The organism is Anaerocolumna cellulosilytica, from assembly GCF_014218335.1.
In the GTDB taxonomy this organism is placed as follows: Bacteria; Bacillota; Clostridia; order Lachnospirales; family Lachnospiraceae; genus Anaerocolumna; species Anaerocolumna cellulosilytica.
In genome coordinates this window covers 4,347,202-4,363,621 of sequence record NZ_AP023367.1, presented here as the reverse complement: position 1 = coordinate 4,363,621, position 16,420 = coordinate 4,347,202, and the positions used below count along the sequence as shown (strand labels likewise).

General features: G+C 37.4%; 14 protein-coding genes and 1 other annotated feature. Of the genes, 13 read left to right on the top strand and 1 reads right to left on the bottom strand.

Annotated elements, in window-relative coordinates:
- Positions 1 to 35: 35 nt before the first annotated feature.
- The 12 genes from acsn021_RS18110 to acsn021_RS18055 all read left to right on the top strand — a co-directional run bounded on the left by acsn021_RS18110 (position 36) and on the right by acsn021_RS18055 (position 13,244).
- Complete coding sequence (locus acsn021_RS18110) at positions 36 to 1,052, top strand: metal ABC transporter substrate-binding protein (protein ID WP_184091835.1); 1,017 nt, start codon at positions 36 to 38, stop codon at positions 1,050 to 1,052.
- 248 nt (positions 1,053 to 1,300) lie between these two features.
- Positions 1,301 to 1,954: a metal ABC transporter ATP-binding protein gene (locus acsn021_RS18105; RefSeq protein ID WP_184091837.1), complete on the top strand. Its 654-nt coding sequence runs from the start codon at positions 1,301 to 1,303 to the stop codon at positions 1,952 to 1,954.
- Positions 1,948 to 2,745 (top strand): metal ABC transporter permease, encoded by a 798-nt coding sequence (locus acsn021_RS18100; protein ID WP_184091839.1) that lies wholly within the window; start codon positions 1,948 to 1,950, stop codon positions 2,743 to 2,745. Before acsn021_RS18105 ends, acsn021_RS18100 begins: the two co-directional genes overlap by 7 nt.
- A gap of 65 nt (positions 2,746 to 2,810) precedes the next feature.
- The gene (locus tag acsn021_RS18095) at positions 2,811 to 3,794 is read left to right on the top strand and encodes a CobW family GTP-binding protein (protein WP_184091842.1); all 984 of its coding nucleotides are present in this window, start codon (positions 2,811 to 2,813) and stop codon (positions 3,792 to 3,794) included.
- Positions 3,795 to 3,811: 17 nt separating this feature from the next.
- Positions 3,812 to 5,377, top strand: a complete 1,566-nt coding sequence (locus tag acsn021_RS18090; protein WP_184091844.1) for a permease — start codon at positions 3,812 to 3,814, stop codon at positions 5,375 to 5,377.
- 86 nt (positions 5,378 to 5,463) lie between these two features.
- The gene (locus acsn021_RS18085; RefSeq protein ID WP_184091846.1) at positions 5,464 to 6,402 is read left to right on the top strand and encodes a TIGR03943 family putative permease subunit; all 939 of its coding nucleotides are present in this window, start codon (positions 5,464 to 5,466) and stop codon (positions 6,400 to 6,402) included.
- Between the two features lie 294 nt (positions 6,403 to 6,696).
- Positions 6,697 to 7,095 carry a nitrous oxide-stimulated promoter family protein gene (locus tag acsn021_RS18080; protein ID WP_184091848.1) on the top strand — a complete coding sequence of 133 codons (399 nt, stop codon included), beginning with the start codon at positions 6,697 to 6,699 and terminating at the stop codon, positions 7,093 to 7,095.
- A gap of 41 nt (positions 7,096 to 7,136) precedes the next feature.
- Positions 7,137 to 7,544, top strand: coding sequence for a YbaN family protein (locus tag acsn021_RS18075; protein ID WP_330601739.1), 408 nt, complete (start codon positions 7,137 to 7,139; stop codon positions 7,542 to 7,544).
- 75 nt (positions 7,545 to 7,619) lie between these two features.
- A complete protein-coding gene (locus tag acsn021_RS18070) occupies positions 7,620 to 9,383 on the top strand; it encodes an ABC transporter ATP-binding protein/permease (RefSeq protein WP_184091852.1) in 1,764 nt (587 codons plus the stop codon).
- The gene (locus acsn021_RS18065; protein ID WP_184091854.1) at positions 9,376 to 11,013 is read left to right on the top strand and encodes an amino acid ABC transporter ATP-binding/permease protein; all 1,638 of its coding nucleotides are present in this window, start codon (positions 9,376 to 9,378) and stop codon (positions 11,011 to 11,013) included. The genes acsn021_RS18070 and acsn021_RS18065 overlap by 8 nt, the downstream gene beginning before the upstream one ends.
- A 258-nt stretch (positions 11,014 to 11,271) precedes the next feature.
- Positions 11,272 to 12,171 (top strand): helix-turn-helix transcriptional regulator, encoded by a 900-nt coding sequence (locus acsn021_RS18060; RefSeq protein WP_184091856.1) that lies wholly within the window; start codon positions 11,272 to 11,274, stop codon positions 12,169 to 12,171.
- 191 nt (positions 12,172 to 12,362) lie between these two features.
- Positions 12,363 to 13,244, top strand: coding sequence for an SPL family radical SAM protein (locus acsn021_RS18055; protein ID WP_184091878.1), 882 nt, complete (start codon positions 12,363 to 12,365; stop codon positions 13,242 to 13,244).
- Between the two features lie 134 nt (positions 13,245 to 13,378).
- Here the strand turns inward: acsn021_RS18055 and acsn021_RS18050 are convergent, their stop codons facing one another.
- Positions 13,379 to 14,755, bottom strand: a complete 1,377-nt coding sequence (locus tag acsn021_RS18050) for an ISNCY family transposase (RefSeq protein WP_184096199.1) — start codon at positions 14,753 to 14,755, stop codon at positions 13,379 to 13,381.
- Positions 14,756 to 14,951: 196 nt separating this feature from the next.
- Positions 14,952 to 15,179, top strand: a binding site (T-box leader).
- Between the two features lie 255 nt (positions 15,180 to 15,434).
- Here acsn021_RS18050 and acsn021_RS18045 point away from each other — a divergent pair.
- Complete coding sequence (locus acsn021_RS18045) at positions 15,435 to 16,400, top strand: ABC transporter substrate-binding protein (protein ID WP_408626162.1); 966 nt, start codon at positions 15,435 to 15,437, stop codon at positions 16,398 to 16,400.
- The last annotated feature ends 20 nt before the right edge of the window (positions 16,401 to 16,420 follow it).

The following is a 16,420-nucleotide window of genomic DNA, read 5'->3' as shown; positions in this document are numbered from 1 at the left end:
AGAAAAAAATGTACTTTAGAATAGGAGGTAATGAAATGATAAAAAATATACTTAAGATGGTTTTATTCTTATGTTCTGTACTAGTTCTTACTGGTTGCGGTAATACTGTAAAAAATAACCGGACAGAGTCAGATATTGTTACAGAAGTAGTAAAAGAAGATGAAACGGGAACGGCTTCAGAGACAGTAAATGATAAACTGACAATCTATACAAGCTTTTATCCGATGTATGATTTAACTAAAAAGATTGGCGGTGATAAGGTAGAAGTAACAAATCTGGTTCCTGCCGGAACAGAGCCGCACGACTGGGAACCCTCTTCCACGGATATTGTAAACCTTGAGAACGGAGACCTGCTCATATACAACGGTGCAGGTATGGAGCACTGGGTAGAAGATATCACACAGGCACTTCAGAATAAAAGTCTTAAACTTGTGGAAGCTTCTATAGGAGTAGAACTGGTTGAAGGTGGGCACAGCCATGAGGATGAGGAGCATGAAGAAGAGGAAGAGGCGCACGAAGCGGAAAACAGTTATGATCCCCATGTATGGCTTAGCATTCGAAATGCTAAAAAAGAGATGGAAGTTATCAAGAATGCTTTGGTAGAAGCTGACCCGGATAATAAAGAGTATTACGAAGATAACTATACAGCTTTTGCTGCTAAGTTTGATGAGTTAGATACTAGATTTACAGAGGAACTGACAAAACTTGAGAACAAAGATATAGTAGTTGCACATGAAGCTTTTGCGTATCTTTGTAAAGACTATGGCTTAAAGCAGGTAGCCGTGGAAGGATTAAGTCCGGATTCAGAACCTGATGCCAAGAGAATGGCAGAAATTATAGAATTTGCAAAAGAAAATAATATTAAGACTATATTCTTTGAAGAGCTGGTTAGTCCTAAAGTTGCTGAGACCATAGCATTTGAAGTCGGAGCAGAGACAGCTGTATTAAATCCTCTGGAGGGGCTTACAGAGGAACAGTTAACTGCCGGAGAGGATTATTTATCTATTATGGAATATAACCTGGAAGCGTTGATAAAGGCATTATCTAAGTAAAGAGAGCGTTGACATATACTTCTTATGAAGGTAATATAAAAAAGGGGTTGCTGCGATACTGTATTTGCAGCAGCCTTTTGCCGTAGATTAAAGAGTGTTGTTAAAGGACTAAAGAATGACTAAGTAGTTATCAATGGTCTAAGGTTGAAAGAAAATATATAATATTGGAAGGATGCCACGCAAGGATTCTTTCAACCTATATTGTGGCAGTACCACAAGCCAGCTTGCGGTATGCAATGGGTATAAAGATGAATCACATCGTTTTAAACCATGTAAGTTTTGGTTATGAGGAGGGTTTCATCCTTGAGGATGTCAACTTAACCATAGAAAAAGGGGATTATGCCGGGATTATCGGACCCAATGGAACTGGTAAGAGTACCCTTATTAAATTAATTTTAGGACTGTTGCCTGCAAAGAACGGTAAGGTTTTAATTACCGGAGGTAGAATTGGATATGTACCGCAGGTAGGCCTTGCCGTAAAAGCAGATTTTCCTGCTACTGTTTTGGAAACAGTAATGTTAAATCTTTATCCCGATATTGGACTATTCAAACGTCCGAAAAAGCATCATTTTGAGATGGCTGAAAAAGTTTTAGATTTAGTTGGAATGAATGGATATAAAAACAGGCTTATTAGTAAATTATCGGGAGGACAGCAGCAGCGGGTCTTAATCGCTAAATCCCTGGTAAGCCAACCGGATATTTTGATTCTCGATGAACCAATCGCGGGTGTAGATTCAGAAAGTGAAGAAAAATTTTATAGTCTGCTTCTTCGCTTGAATAGGGAAGAAAAGCTCACAATTGTTATGGTTACTCACAATATTCATAATGTCAGCAAGGACATGAATAAAATATATGAGGTTAATAACAAAAGCGTAAGACTGAAAGGAGAACTTCCATGCTAACGCTGTTTCAGTATGATTTTATGAGGAAAGCTTTTAGTGTAGGTATATTACTTGCAGTAATTGTACCGTGTATTGGTATGATTATCGTGCTTCGAAGACTTTCTATGACAGGGGACGCTTTAAGCCATACATCTTTGGCAGGTGTGGCAATTGGGCTGGTTACAGGCATGAATCCTATATTAAGTGCTTCTATTACCTGTATACTTGCAGCATTTGGTATTGAGTTTATCAGAAAGAAATTCCCTAAATATTCAGAAATTTCCATAGCAGTTATAATGTCGGCAGGAGTGGGGCTGGCAGGCTTGATGTCCGGTTTCGTTAAGAATGCAGCTAATTTTAACAGCTTTTTATTTGGCAGCATCGTTGCTATTACAAAATTCGAGATGTATCTGGTTATTGGTATAAGTTTACTGGTGATACTTATATTTGTACTTTTATATAAAGAACTCGTGCATATGGCTTTTGATGAAGATTCGGCAAAGTTATCCGGAATTCCAGTGACCATTATTAATTTTATTTTTACTCTTTTGACTGCGTTGACAGTATCAGTAGCATCACGAACGGTTGGAGCCTTAATCGTATCTTCCTTAATGGTTATTCCTGTTGCTTGTGGTATGCAGTTTGGAAAGAGCTTTAAGCAGACTTTGTTCATTTCTGTATTTTTTGCAGTTTTCTTTACTGTAGTAGGTCTTACACTAAGCTTTTATTTCGGATTAAAGCCCGGTGGAACGATTGTACTGACAGGTGTAATTACATTATTGTTGTCTGTAATATTGAAACGAAGACGTTAATCCTATAAATATTTATCATACTATACTTGTGAGACTATTTATTACCATATATTGAAAGGAATTTCATGACAAAAATAGATATTGTTTCAGGCTTTTTAGGTGCAGGAAAAACCACTTTAATCAAAAAGATGCTAAAGGAAGGATTCTTAGGAGAGAAGGTGGTTTTGATAGAAAATGAATACGGTGAAATAGGTATTGATGGCAGACTTTTTAAGGATTTTGAAATCGAGGTAAAGGAAATGTATGCCGGATGTATCTGTTGTACCATAGCAGGTGATTTTACAATGGCTTTAAAGGAAGTTATAAAATTATATGAGCCCGACCGTGTCATAATTGAACCATCAGGTGTCGGTAAACTTTCTGATGTTGTGAAAGCTTGCGGGCAGTTTGTTAGTAAGGGTCAATGTGATATTAATATGCGTATTACAGTTGTTGACGGTACAAAATACAAAATGTATTTAAAAAACTTTGCAGAATTTTATAGAGACCAGTTAATACATAGCAATACTATTTTCATCAGTAGGACGCAGAATATGAAAAAGGATAGCATTAATTCTATCTTAAAGGATATGAGGCTCTATAACAAGAAAGGAACTATTGTATCTACGGACTGGGATATACTAAGCGGCAGCCAAGTGATTGAAATGTCTGAAAAGAAGGAGAGAACGGAACTTTTAGATGAATTAAAGACAGCAGAGTGTTCTTCCCGCATCCGGAGGATAACAGAACCTGTTACAGTCAGTCAGGTGAATAAAACCTCCGGTCATCATGCCGACGAGATATTTAAGGTATGGGGGGTAGAAACTGCAAATGTATTTGATAAAAAACATTTATATAAGATATTACAAGAGCTGCAAAATCAGCCCGGTTTCATACTTCGTGCCAAGGGTATCCTGGAAGTTGAGGAAAGAAAATGGGTGCAGTTTGATTATGTACCAGACGAGATAACCATTAGAGATATTGCACCGGATTATACAGGACGAATCTGTGTAATTGGTGAAAATATGAATGAGGATGAATTGACAAAGCTGTTCGGTGTTATGAGCTAAGCAGGTAAGGAGTATGTATGGCCGTAAATATTGATGTAATAACCGGATTTTTGGAAGCCGGAAAAACAACTTTTATTAAGGAATTGCTGCAAAGTGATACCTTAGAGGAATATGAAAATCCTTTACTGCTCCTTTGTGAAGAGGGAATGATAGAGTATGAGATGGAACTGTTAGAGAAAAGCAATACTAGGATACATATTATAGAAAGTTATGAAGAATTGAACGAGGAGTTGTTTACTACTCTAGAAAGGGAATATAATCCTGATTATATTATTGTAGAATATAATGGTACCTGGGAGATTACCGATTTTTTTAGTAAAAGAAAACCAGGTCATTATAACATAAGAAATGTTATATTTATCAGTGATGGAACTACCTTTCAGAGTTATTTGTCGAATATGACGACTTTAATCCAACCACATATTCTAAACAGTAATTTTGTGATTTTTAACAGAATAGAGCATCTAGATCAAAAAGAAAAGGCAAAGCTAAAAAGGGTAGTTCATAATATTAACAAAAATACCGGGGTTTATTTTCCGATTCAATGGAGCGAAGAAAAGAAAATAATGAATTATTTTACGCCTTTTGAAACCTACCAGAAAATATCACCCGGAATGATAATTACTCTGGTTATTTTGTCCATACTTTGCTTTTTGCCCTATAAAAGACTGGAAAGTATTTATGAATATGTTCAGGCAGTATCCGTCTTCTTTATCAGTATACTGATGCAGGCGGTACCCTTTGTCCTGCTTGGGGCTTTTGTATCTTCATTCATCCAGCTTATGGTTCCTGCTTCTTTTATAATCAGCCGTTTTACAAAAAATAATTATAAGTCCTATTTTTTTGCGGCTATAGCAGGCTTTTTCCTTCCGGTTTGTGACTGTGGTCTAATCCCTATGGTATCCGGTTTGCTAAAAAAAGGTGCTCCACTTCCGCAGACTATGATATTCTGGTTGACCTCTGCCGCAGTAAATCCTGTAGTAATCTTATCGGTTCTATATGCTTTTCCTGATAAACCATATCTGGTACTAATTCGAATTGCAGCAGGAATCATTATCGGTCTGCTGGTTGGATTCTTGCTTCGTTTTGGTAATTACACAACAAAGGATGCAATCAATACAGAAGGAATCTTAAGTGGTATCAGCGGTAATGTGTTGAAGATAGAAGGAAGTAGTATAAAAGAACGGTTAAAGGGTGTTTTTTATGGTGCTAAGCTGGAATTTTTCAGGGTGTTTAAGTTTGTTATCTATGGGGCGTTTTTGTCTGCTTTGCTCCAATATTCTTTCGGACCTTTTATAAAAGGGCTTTTTGGAGGAAATTTTGCATTGGAATTAGTAATTATGATGGTGGCTGCTGTTTTTATGTCAACCTGCGCAACCTCCAATGCATTTATTGGAAGAAGCTTTAATACGAACTTTTCACAAGCATCGGTACTGGCTTTTGTTGTTTTAGGCCCCATGATAGATTTTAAAAACCTGATTATGCTGTCAGAAGTATTAAAAATGAGTTTTTTATTACGTCTTGTACTTATGATATGCTTTAATGGTCTGTTATTATTTAGTTTAATTCATTTCTTAGTATAGTATATATAGGTGGTTGCGAATCTCTTTATCCTATTAAATAATTGTTTTGCAATTGCCTAGTAGTTAAGAAATAAAAGGAGAATTTTATGCGGCGTAAAAAAAATGCAGAAGTTATTGTACAATTTATTATATTAATTGCAATGGCAGTTTTGTTGGCCATGGGCATGATTACAGGAAAAGTCAAATATTATGTGCATCCCAGATATCACTGGGGGATATGGTTATCGATAGGTGTTTTATTTGTATTTGCTTTTAGTGTACTTGGAGAGCTTAAGAAAGCCAGACATAATGTCAATCTAAAGCAATATTTAATCTATGTACTTCCGGTTTTTATTGTGTTACTCTTTCCCGTTCAAGGTGTAACCCAGAGAGTAGGAAATGCGCAGGTAAATGTATTTGGGGGAAATCAAATTACTGGAACAGCAGGATACGGGAAGACAGACCTGGCCTTAGATGAAGCACCTGAAAGCAATGATAATACCGGTTCTTTTGATAGTACAGAGAGCTTAAATGAGTATACAGAAGATACAGGGGAGGATGTAATTAATACATTGGAAGATTCAGTTTCCCAGGATACCAGTCTCTACGATACTTCCGACTTACAGGCAGTTAATACTTATGATGATATGTCTGAAAAGTATGCAGGAGAAGTTTTAGACGGTGCTACCATAATTAAGGATGATTATTTTGCAAGCTGGTATTACGATACCTTTGATTATCTGGAGGACTTTATCGGAAAAAGGTATCAGTTTACCGCTCAGGTATTCTACCTGGAAGGGCTTAGGGAGAATCAGTTTCTGGCAGGACGTTATGTTATGGTATGCTGTGCCGCTGATGTCAGCGGCTTCGGATTGATATGTGAAACGGATAGAATAAAAGAACTTAAGGAAGAAGAGTGGATTCAGGTCACTGGTACAATTAAGGAGGGAACATATAACGGCAGCAAGGTACCGGTTTTAACGGATGTTGAGATTACCGGGATAGAGGCTCCGGCGGATGAATATGTTTATTACAATTTTTATTAAGTAACAGATACAGGTATAAAAGAAGGCTGTTAAGAAAGATGATTTTTTAACTGCTTTCTTTAATTGTTTTAATTGAGAATAATTATCATAATCACTATTGACGAATGGTATCTGGTATGTTATGTTGAGTTACATAGTTAAAAAATGGGTTGCATATCATAATGATCTATTTGGGCAATACCGCAGGGCAGGCTAATAATATGAAACGTAAGCTAGTGTAAAAGGCTATTTCACACCCTGTTTTGTGGCATTACCCCAAGGGAATTAGTGTGCAAAGAAGGATTTGGAGTATTTATGAATAAAAAAACAGGGGATAAAAGTCTCCAGAGAAGACGGGAGACAGAAAAAGAATTGCTTACAAAAATGGTGGTTATATACTGTAAAGGAAATAGGCATAACCCGGCATTATACGCACCGCAAAAATATCAGAAAAATCTGTTTACTACGAACACCCTATGTCCGGAATGTGAAAAATTAAGAGTTTATGCCGTAAAGCAGATTGACAAATGCCCTTTTATGGAGACAAAGACCTTTTGCAGTAACTGTAAGGTTCATTGTTATAAAGCAGATAGGAGGGAGCAGGTAAGAAGCGTTATGAAATATGCCGGTCCCAGAATGCTTTTTCATCATCCTGTTTTAGCTCTAAAGCACATGGTTCATACTAGTGTTAAACAATTTGAAAATCATACATAGTTGATTAAAACGTCATAAACAACTGAATGGAGGAAATAGTAGTGAAATATAATCCGGTGAAAGTGTTATATATTGTGGCAGGTTTCCTTGCGCTGGGACTTGGAGCACTGGGAGTAGTTCTGCCGGTTTTGCCTACAACGCCCTTTTTACTAGTGGCTTCTTTTTGCTTTGCAAAAGGCTCTGCAAGGTTTCATACTTGGTTTTGTTCCACAAGGCTTTATAAAAACCATTTGGACAGCTTTGTAAAATCAAGAGCCATGACACGAAAGACAAAGATTAGAATCTTAATACCGGCTTCTGCTATGTTGATTCTGGCATTTATCTTTATGCCTTCTGTTCATGGCAGAATTGCAATTGGGGTTGTAATGTGCTTTAAATATTATTATTTTATCTTCCGTATAAAAACGATACCGGTAGATAAATTAAAGGGGACAGAAGACTTGACGTGATACTATAAGGGAGTTCCTACGGATTTAGAAGCAGCCGATACTAACTATATGAGCTGATTGAAAGGATATATAACCATGATAAAGAAGAGACTTATCAGTTACCTGGCAGGTACGAAAAAATACATAGAACATACGGTAGTTTTTTTATGGCTTGCCCTTCTTGCCAATGTTTTTAATACGTATTTGTTTATGAATATATTAAAGTACGGCTTGCATCAGAAGCTTACCTTTAACAGTACACTTTTTATGGGAATGTTTATTATTCTGGCACTGATAGTAAGAAATCTATGTCATACATTTTCTTCCAAAGCTTCTGCAAAAGCTTCTGCCTATGTAAAAAAAGAGCTGCGAGACAGGATTTATGAAAAGCTGCTTCGTTTAGGCATAGCGTATCAAGAGAAAATGAATACTTCCGAGGTAGTTCAGGCGGCGGTAGAAGGGGTAGAACAATTAGAGGTATACTTTAGCCGTTATCTGCCCCAGTTCTTTTACAGTATGCTTGCACCGCTTACTTTGTTTGTTCTGTTATCCTTTGTAAATCTTAAGGCAGCCGTTGTGCTGCTGGTCTGCGTTCCGTTGATTCCGGTTACGATTATTGTGATTTCAAAAATAGCTAAAAAAATACTAAAAAAATATTGGGGAAGCTATACGGATTTAGGACAGCGCTTCTTAGAAAATCTACAGGGTCTGGTCACCTTAAAGATTTATCAGGCGGATGAAAAGAAGGCAGAGGAAATGGATATAGAAGCAGAGAACTTTCGAAAGATTACCATGCGTATGCTTTCCATGCAGTTAAATTCTATTACGGTAATGGACATAATCGCCTATGGTGGTGCTGCTGCCGGAATTATAATTGCAATACTGGAATACCAAAAGGGAAGTGTTGATTTTACCGGTGCCTTCCTCATTATCATGCTTTCTTCTGAATTCTTTCTGCCGCTGCGTTTACTGGGCTCCTTCTTTCATATTGCCATGAACGGTATGGCAGCCAGCGAAAAGATATTTTTCTTACTGGATATGGAGGAACAAAGAGCAGAGGGTACTATAGAACCGAAAAAAGCATATCAGATTGTAGGTGATAAGCTTACATTTTCTTATGATGGAAACAGGATTATCCTAAATAAGCTGGATTTTATCATAAAAGAAAAGCAAATAACGGCTTTAGTCGGTGCTTCTGGTTGTGGGAAAAGCACCATTGCCGCTTTGTTGACTGGCAGGCTGCATGGCTATGAGGGAGGATTTACTTTGGGTGATACGGAAATTTTAAATATAGCGAAAGAGGAACTAATGAAAGTTATTACACTGGTAAGTCATAATAGCTATCTGTTCCAAGGAACAGTGGAGGATACTCTGCGGATGGGAAAAGAAGATGCGACTGGAGAAGAAATGGAAGCGGTACTTCATAAAGTTGGCTTGCTTAAATTTATAAAAAGAAATGGTGGTTTATCCTATAAGGTACAAGAAAAAGCATCAAATCTCTCCGGTGGTCAGGCACAAAGGCTGGCTTTAGCAAGAGCATTGCTTCATGATACGCCTATATATGTATTCGATGAGGTTACTTCTAATATTGATGCGGAAAGTGAGAAAAGAATTATGTCCGTCATATATGAGTTGGCGCAGCATAAAACAGTCTTGCTCATATCCCACAGATTACAAAATGTAGTTGCCAGTCATCAGATTTTAGTTCTTAAGCAGGGAGAAATTGTACAGTCCGGAACACATAATGAGCTGATAAAGAAAGAGGGTATGTATCGAAGTCTTTTCGAAAGCCAGAAAACGCTGGAGGCTTACGCGGAACAGAAAAATACAGCAAGAAGGGAGGAGAGCGTTCATGTCTAGAAAAGGTATTGTGGTAATGGGAAAACTTATCGGACTGATAAAACCTTTGCTGCATATAATGCTTCTTGCAATCCTTCTTGGCATTGCGGGTAATTTAAGCGCAATGGCTATAACGGTACTGGGGGGGCATGGTATTCTAAAAGTGCTAAACATGGATTACGGTATTGCATTAAGTACGGTTTTTATTCTGCTAGGTATCTGCGCACTTATTAGAGGTGTTTTGCGGTATGGGGAACAAGCCTGCAATCATTACATAGCCTTTAAACTTCTGGCATTTATCAGGCACCAGGTATTTGCAGCTCTAAGACGTTTGGCACCGGCAAAGCTTGAAGGAAAAGAAAAAGGAAACCTGATTGCATTACTAACCAGTGACATAGAATTGCTGGAGGTATTTTATGCGCATACGATATCACCCATAGCGATTGGAGTGGCAACTTCGGCTATTGTCGGCTGTTATCTTGCCACTTATCATATTTTATATGGGGTACTGGCAATTGCAGCATATATTGTAATCGGTGGTGTATTTCCTATTATCATTTCTAAGGCAGGCAGGGAAAAGGGATTAGTATATAGAAACTCCATTGGTGCAATGAACAGTTTTCTTCTGGACAGCTTAAGAGGGTTAACGGAGGTGTTACAATATCAGGCAGGAGAAAAAAGAAGAACGAAGCTGAAGGAAAAAACGAGTGAATTAGAAGAAAAACAATGGGAATTTAAACGTCTGGAGAATCTGACAAGAGTTATGAATGATGTGGGTGTTATTGTATTTTCTCTATTTACATTATTACTTGGAAGCTGGCTTTTTGAAAAAGGTATCGTAGGCTTTGAAGGTGTATTTATTCCATTTGTTACCATGATAGGCTCCTTTGGGCCTGTTATTGCTTTAAGTAATTTGTCAAATAATTTAATGCATACTCTTGCCAGTGGAAACAGGGTACTGGATTTGCTGGAAGAAACGCCTATCGTCACAGAAATTATAGATAAAGAAGAAGTGTTTTTTGAAGGAGCTGCCTGTGAAGACGTATGTTTTGGTTATGGTAAAAGACAAATTTTAAATGGATTTTCGACAGAATTAGAAAAGCATAAAATTCTTGGAATCCATGGGAAAAACGGCTGTGGTAAGTCAACTCTTTTAAAATTGTTGATGCGGTTTTATGATGTAAATAAAGGGACAGTAACCATCTCAAAGAAAAATGTTAAGAACATAAACACGGATAACTTAAGAAGACTGGAGGGCTATGTTACCCAGGAAACCCATATTTTTAATGCTACCATTGCGGAAAATATAGGAATTGCAAAGGAAGGAGCCACGAGGGAAGAAATTATAAAAGCCGCAAAAAAAGCGTCTCTTCACGATTTTATAATGTCCCTGCCCAATGGGTATGATACGGGAACCGGTGAATTAGGAGATAAATTGTCCGGTGGAGAAAGACAACGTGTCGGTATTGCAAGGGCATTTTTACATAATGCTCCTTTCCTTTTGCTGGATGAACCCACCAGTAATTTGGATAGCTTGAATGAAGGAATTATATTAAAAGCTTTGGTTGATTATAGTCAGGATAAAACGGTAATTCTGGTTTCTCATAGAGAATCTACTATGAATATTGCAGAACGAATTCTGCAAATGTAGTTTTTATACAGCCATCTTCTATTTTAAATTAAGCTTTTGTAAAGCAGATTTTTCTGCTACAATAGTATGAAGCGAAAAGCAATTTCATACTCTAAACTGTGGCAGTGTCGAATCTGAAAACGGATACGGAATGCAATAGGAGTTAGATTAAAAATTGTAATACCATTTTTAATCTAGCTTAATGAAACAAAATCGCAAGTATACTTGCCATATGCAGGGTATTAAAGGCTTAATATCAGAAGAAAGCAGGAGGTAATCATGCAGGTTGGTAGACTGTTTGAAATTGTTTATATCTTATTAAACCGAAAGAACATAACTGCCAAGGAATTGTCAAAGCAATTTGAAGTATCTGTCAGAACCATTTACCGAGATATAGAAGTGCTATGTCAGGCAGGCATACCAATCTACACCAGCAAGGGGAAGGGCGGAGGCATTGGTTTACTAAATAGCTTTGTGCTAAACAAATCAGTCCTTACCAAAGAGGAGCAGGAGGAAATAATTACTGCTCTGCAAGGTCTTAGAGCGACCAACTATACAAGCACCAATCAGATATTAACAAAGCTTACGAACCTGTTTGGTACGGATTCTCTGAATTGGATAGAGATTGATTTTACGGATTGGAGCGATCAGAAAAAGGAAGCCCTTCAGTTGCTAAAAGCTGCGGTACTTGAAAGAAAAGTGATAGAATTTGATTATTATAACAGCTCCGGGCAAAAGGCGAAAAGGAGGGTAGAACCTTTACAATTGTGGTTTAAGAACAAGAACTGGTACTTGAAAGCTTTTTGCCATACAAAAAGCGGGTTTCGGCTTTTTAAGCTAAATCGCATGAAACATATCTGCTTAACGAATGAAACTTTTTTAAGAGTAATAGAACCGGACAGCCTAACGTACCTTCACGAGCAAAAGTCGTTAAATCAGGTTAGCTTTACCTTGCGGGTAGACCCTTCCCAAGCATACCGGATCTATGATGAATGTGACGAAGAACAGATTTCAAAAGAGGAAACAGGGTATTTTTTAGTGAAGTATTGCTATCCTGCCGGAGAATGGATTTATGATTTTATTCTGTCTTATGGCAACCAAGCAGAAGTTGTAGAACCGGAATATATTAGAACGGTTATAAAGAACAGGCTTAAGGGGGCTTTGGATAAGTACTTGTAAAATTAAGATTTCAAACTCACTCCACGCAGACAAATCCTTTTTGGCACTCTAATCCTGCGCATGAAGATTAAAAGTCTGAATAATATGACATACAGTTGTCAGTTTAAGAATGTTATAGTTTAGGGGTGTAAAAACATGCTTAAGCCTGCAATGCAAGGTTTGCAGGTTCTGGAAAGGACATGATTATTTCTATGGAATACATACCCGCAAAAACCATAATCAGTAAAACAAAAGACGCCAACTGGTTTGGTACAGATTATAATATGAATATATACAAGGGCTGTTGCCATGGCTGTATATATTGTGACAGCAGAAGTGACTGTTACAGAATTACAGATTTTGATAAAGTAAGGGCTAAGGATAATGCATTAGTGCTTATACGGGATGAGCTCCGAAGAAAACAAAAGACCGGCGTTGTTGGAACAGGGGCTATGAGTGACCCTTATAATCCATATGAAAAAGAGCTTAAGCTGACAAGACACGGGCTAGAAATTCAGGAGGCCTATGGTTTTGGGACTGCCATAGCAACTAAAAGTGCATTGATTACAAGAGATTGCGATATTCTTAAAACTATGAAAGAACAGGCTCCTGTTATATGCAAGATCACCATAACCAATTACAGGGATGATATAGCGGCTAAGATAGAACCCGGAGTAAATACATCCACCAAACGTTTTGAGGCTATCTCTAAACTGGCTGATGAAGGTATCTTTACCGGTGTGCTTTTTATGCCTTTGTTACCTTATATAAGTGACAATAAGGAAAATATTAGAGAAACTGTAGCACGTGCAAAAGATAATGGAGCCAGGTTTATCTATCCGTTGTTTGGAGTAACCTTACGGAATACCCAGAGAGAGTATTACTATCATAAGCTGGACCAGAACTTTCCGGGATTAAAGGAAAAGTATATAAAAAAATACGGTAATCGTTATCTGTGCAGCAGTGCAAGGCAGAAAGAGCTCTATGAATACTTTGCAGATGAATGTGAGAAACATAAGCTGCTTTATCATATGAAACACATCATAGCTAGTTATAAATCCGGCTACCAATTTGAACAGTTAAGTTTATTTTAAGGCTTGTAACATGTGGCAGGCAGATGGATAATTCTTACTAATACCGTATAAAAATTTATCATGTCAAGCATTTTTGAGAATGTCCTAATAAATTTTAAACATTAGCACCAGCTGTGGCTGGTGCTTTTATCTATTTAAGCAGGGACTTCATCATTCCAGTGGTGTTCCTGCATTTTAACAAAACGCCAGAATTCTTGCCTTCTCCAAGGATGATGCATCCCTGGTATCTTCCGCTTTATTGTTCTATTCTGCGACAGCGTAAGATCAAAGTTTTTTGATATTTTCTCATGTGACGGAATTGCTTCTAGCGCATAAATACTCTCATCTATACAACAGTATTTATTACCGTCAAATGCTTCTATTACCATTGCCTTTGTCCCCTTATAAAAGTGTACCTGATGCCCGTTCTTATCAAGTGTCTTAAAATACTTATTTTTAAACTTCAAACAGTGTCCATTATCTATCTTTCTTTCTGTAAGAACAGAAAGAACAAGATTTATTTCTTCTAAAACGGGTTGCTTTTCAAAGACAGATTTGATAAGATTGGTCTCTAGAGCAAACTTGGCATTGTATTCTTTTATGTAGGAGTTTAAGAATGCATTTGCTTCGCTAAGTGTGTTTATGCCTGCCAGGCGTAATTCGACTGGTAGGCGAGATTGTAAGGTTTGGAACAATCGTTCCACTCGACCTTTTGCTTGTGGTATACTGCTGGTCTTGATTTCAACACCTAGCTGTTTACAAGCATAAGCGAATTGTGTGTATGTGTCCTCTTCGATAGAAGGGGCGTTTTTTTGTTTATATTCAAAAACTGTACGGTTATCGGTAAAAAATAAATAGGGAATACCATACTCAGTAAGTACTTGATGAAACACATTGTAGTATCCTTTTAAAGTTTCTTGTTCATCAAAGTAAGCACCGACAATAGTACCAGTTGCATCATCGACAGCGATGTGAAGCTGAGTTTTCGTATCACCGAACCACAAGTGGATCGAAGCATCCATTTGAAGCATTTCGCCAAAATAAGCACATCTAGGACGTCTGGAATGTGCATCCTCGATTGCAACGATATTGGATTGCAACTCTGCTAGTATCTTTTTAGATTTAGTTTGTGTTTTCAAATGTTTAAGTTTTAGTTTGGTTTTTCTTTTTTTTGATCGGGTAGCTTTTGGAGAAAGAATATATTCTTTTTCTAAAATAGAGTTCAATGTAGATACAGAAATAGAAATTCCCTCATACTTCTCTAGAAGCTCGATACAATGAGTAAAATTCGTATCGAAGTACTTACTACGATATAAATCTAGGACAGTTTGCTTGGTTTCTTTTGAAAGAGCATGAGCAGGAGTCCGACCTCTGTTTCCATGTATAAAAAAGGATTTACCATCACGTTTATATCCTGCAATCATTCTATTGATATGTCTTTCGGTGCAACCGATCTTCAAGGCAGCATTCTTTTTATTTCCGTTTGTGTCTACTAACTTCTTTATTACTTCATAACGTTTTTCTTCATTCATAGTCAACTTGACCTTTCTCATAATGTCTCCTCATCTGTAAGTCATGAGGATATAGTGTAACATGGATTACTCATTTGGGACATAATCACTTGTGGTTACTTAAGACATTATCAAAAATGGTTCAGATACTAATACCGTATAAAAATTTATCATTGACAAATATTTAAAAGCATATTATCATATAGTTATTAATAAGCGAAAACCGTTGAGAAAGAAGAGTAGACTTTCATATTTCATAACAGAGAGCTCCTGGTGGTGGAAAGGAGTATGGAATTTTTAGTTGAATGGGCTTTTGAGGGCAACCCGAAATAATAGTAGGCGTTGACGGTGACCATAACCGTTACCAGTATGGCATATATGTTAGTATATGAAAAAGTGGACTTTGTCAAATTGAGTGGTACCGCGGATTTTATTCGTCTCAAGTTATATAACTTGGGGCTTTTTTTATTTAAAAATAAATTATATATCCTTTTTGGAAGCGTTTATAACAGATTTATTTTTACGTATTAATTCAAAATAAAATGGTGAAGGAATAAAAACCATCCATTGGCAAACCATAAATGGCAGAAAAGGTCGAACGGAACAATCACTTATTAGCAGTGAACCAATCATATGAGATATTGAGCCGCGAAAGGCGGAGAAATGGAGTGTTTTTATGAAGAGAAGAACAGCTGTATTTATGTTATTTGTATTATTATGCAGTCTTTTTACCGGTTGCAGTCAGAAAGAGGGACAGATAACCATCGGTATCGGGCAGTTTGCAGAGCATGGTTCCTTGGATAATTGCAGGGAAGGCTTTCTGGCAGGTTTAAAGGAAGCGGGTTATGTGGAAGGTGAGAATCTGAAAGTACTTTACGATAATGCGCAGGCAGATGGTGGTATGGCAGCTCAGATAGCAAATGAATATGTATCTAAAAAAGTAGACTTAATCTGTTCTATCGCAACTCCCATGGCTCAAAGTGCTTTTGGTGCAGCGAAAAACTCAGATATTCCCATTATTTTTACAGCAGTTACAGACCCCGTCCTTGCTGAACTTGCAAAAGAAGATAAAACGCCTAGTGGAAATATAACAGGCACCAGTGATAAATTACCAGTTAAAGAACAATTGGAGATGATACGTGCAATTTTACCGGATGCTAAAAAGATAGGAATACTCTACAGTACCAGTGAAATCAACTCTGTGTCAGCAATTGAAGAATACAAAGCAGCCGCCGCAGATTATGGCTTTGAAATCGTAATAAAAGGAATTACGGCAGCAGCAGATATTCCTTTGGCGGCAGACAGCCTTTTAGAGTCCGTGGATTGTATCAGCAACCTTACAGATAGTACGGTAGTAAGTTCTCTCCCGATTATACTTAGTAAAGCGGCAAATAAAAATACACCGGTATTTGGCAGTGAAGTAGAGCAGGTGAAAATTGGCTGTCTTGCGGCAATGGGTCTTGATTATTATGACCTGGGGATTCAGACAGGTAAAATGGCAGCCAAGGTACTAAAAGGAGAAGCTAAAGCTGCAGATCTTTCATTTGAAACAATAGAAGCAGCAGCATTTTACGGCAATACAGCAGTTGCAGACAATCTGGGAATTAACTTACCAGATAATTTAGTAAGTTCAGCAAAAGAAATGTTTTCAGAAATTACAGAATAAATGGAATGATACTACTTTAT

Coding starts and splice junctions, on each gene's coding strand:
- acsn021_RS18070 (WP_184091852.1), top strand. CDS start 7,620: ATGATAAAGAAGAGACTTATCAGTTACCTGGCAGGTACGAAAAAATAC.
- acsn021_RS18050 (WP_184096199.1), bottom strand. CDS start 14,755: ATGAATGAAGAAAAACGTTATGAAGTAATAAAGAAGTTAGTAGACACA.
- acsn021_RS18105 (WP_184091837.1), top strand. CDS start 1,301: ATGAATCACATCGTTTTAAACCATGTAAGTTTTGGTTATGAGGAGGGT.
- acsn021_RS18080 (WP_184091848.1), top strand. CDS start 6,697: ATGAATAAAAAAACAGGGGATAAAAGTCTCCAGAGAAGACGGGAGACA.
- acsn021_RS18060 (WP_184091856.1), top strand. CDS start 11,272: ATGCAGGTTGGTAGACTGTTTGAAATTGTTTATATCTTATTAAACCGA.
- acsn021_RS18110 (WP_184091835.1), top strand. CDS start 36: ATGATAAAAAATATACTTAAGATGGTTTTATTCTTATGTTCTGTACTA.
- acsn021_RS18095 (WP_184091842.1), top strand. CDS start 2,811: ATGACAAAAATAGATATTGTTTCAGGCTTTTTAGGTGCAGGAAAAACC.
- acsn021_RS18090 (WP_184091844.1), top strand. CDS start 3,812: ATGGCCGTAAATATTGATGTAATAACCGGATTTTTGGAAGCCGGAAAA.
- acsn021_RS18085 (WP_184091846.1), top strand. CDS start 5,464: ATGCGGCGTAAAAAAAATGCAGAAGTTATTGTACAATTTATTATATTA.
- acsn021_RS18055 (WP_184091878.1), top strand. CDS start 12,363: ATGGAATACATACCCGCAAAAACCATAATCAGTAAAACAAAAGACGCC.
- acsn021_RS18100 (WP_184091839.1), top strand. CDS start 1,948: ATGCTAACGCTGTTTCAGTATGATTTTATGAGGAAAGCTTTTAGTGTA.
- acsn021_RS18065 (WP_184091854.1), top strand. CDS start 9,376: ATGTCTAGAAAAGGTATTGTGGTAATGGGAAAACTTATCGGACTGATA.
- acsn021_RS18045 (WP_408626162.1), top strand. CDS start 15,435: ATGTTATTTGTATTATTATGCAGTCTTTTTACCGGTTGCAGTCAGAAA.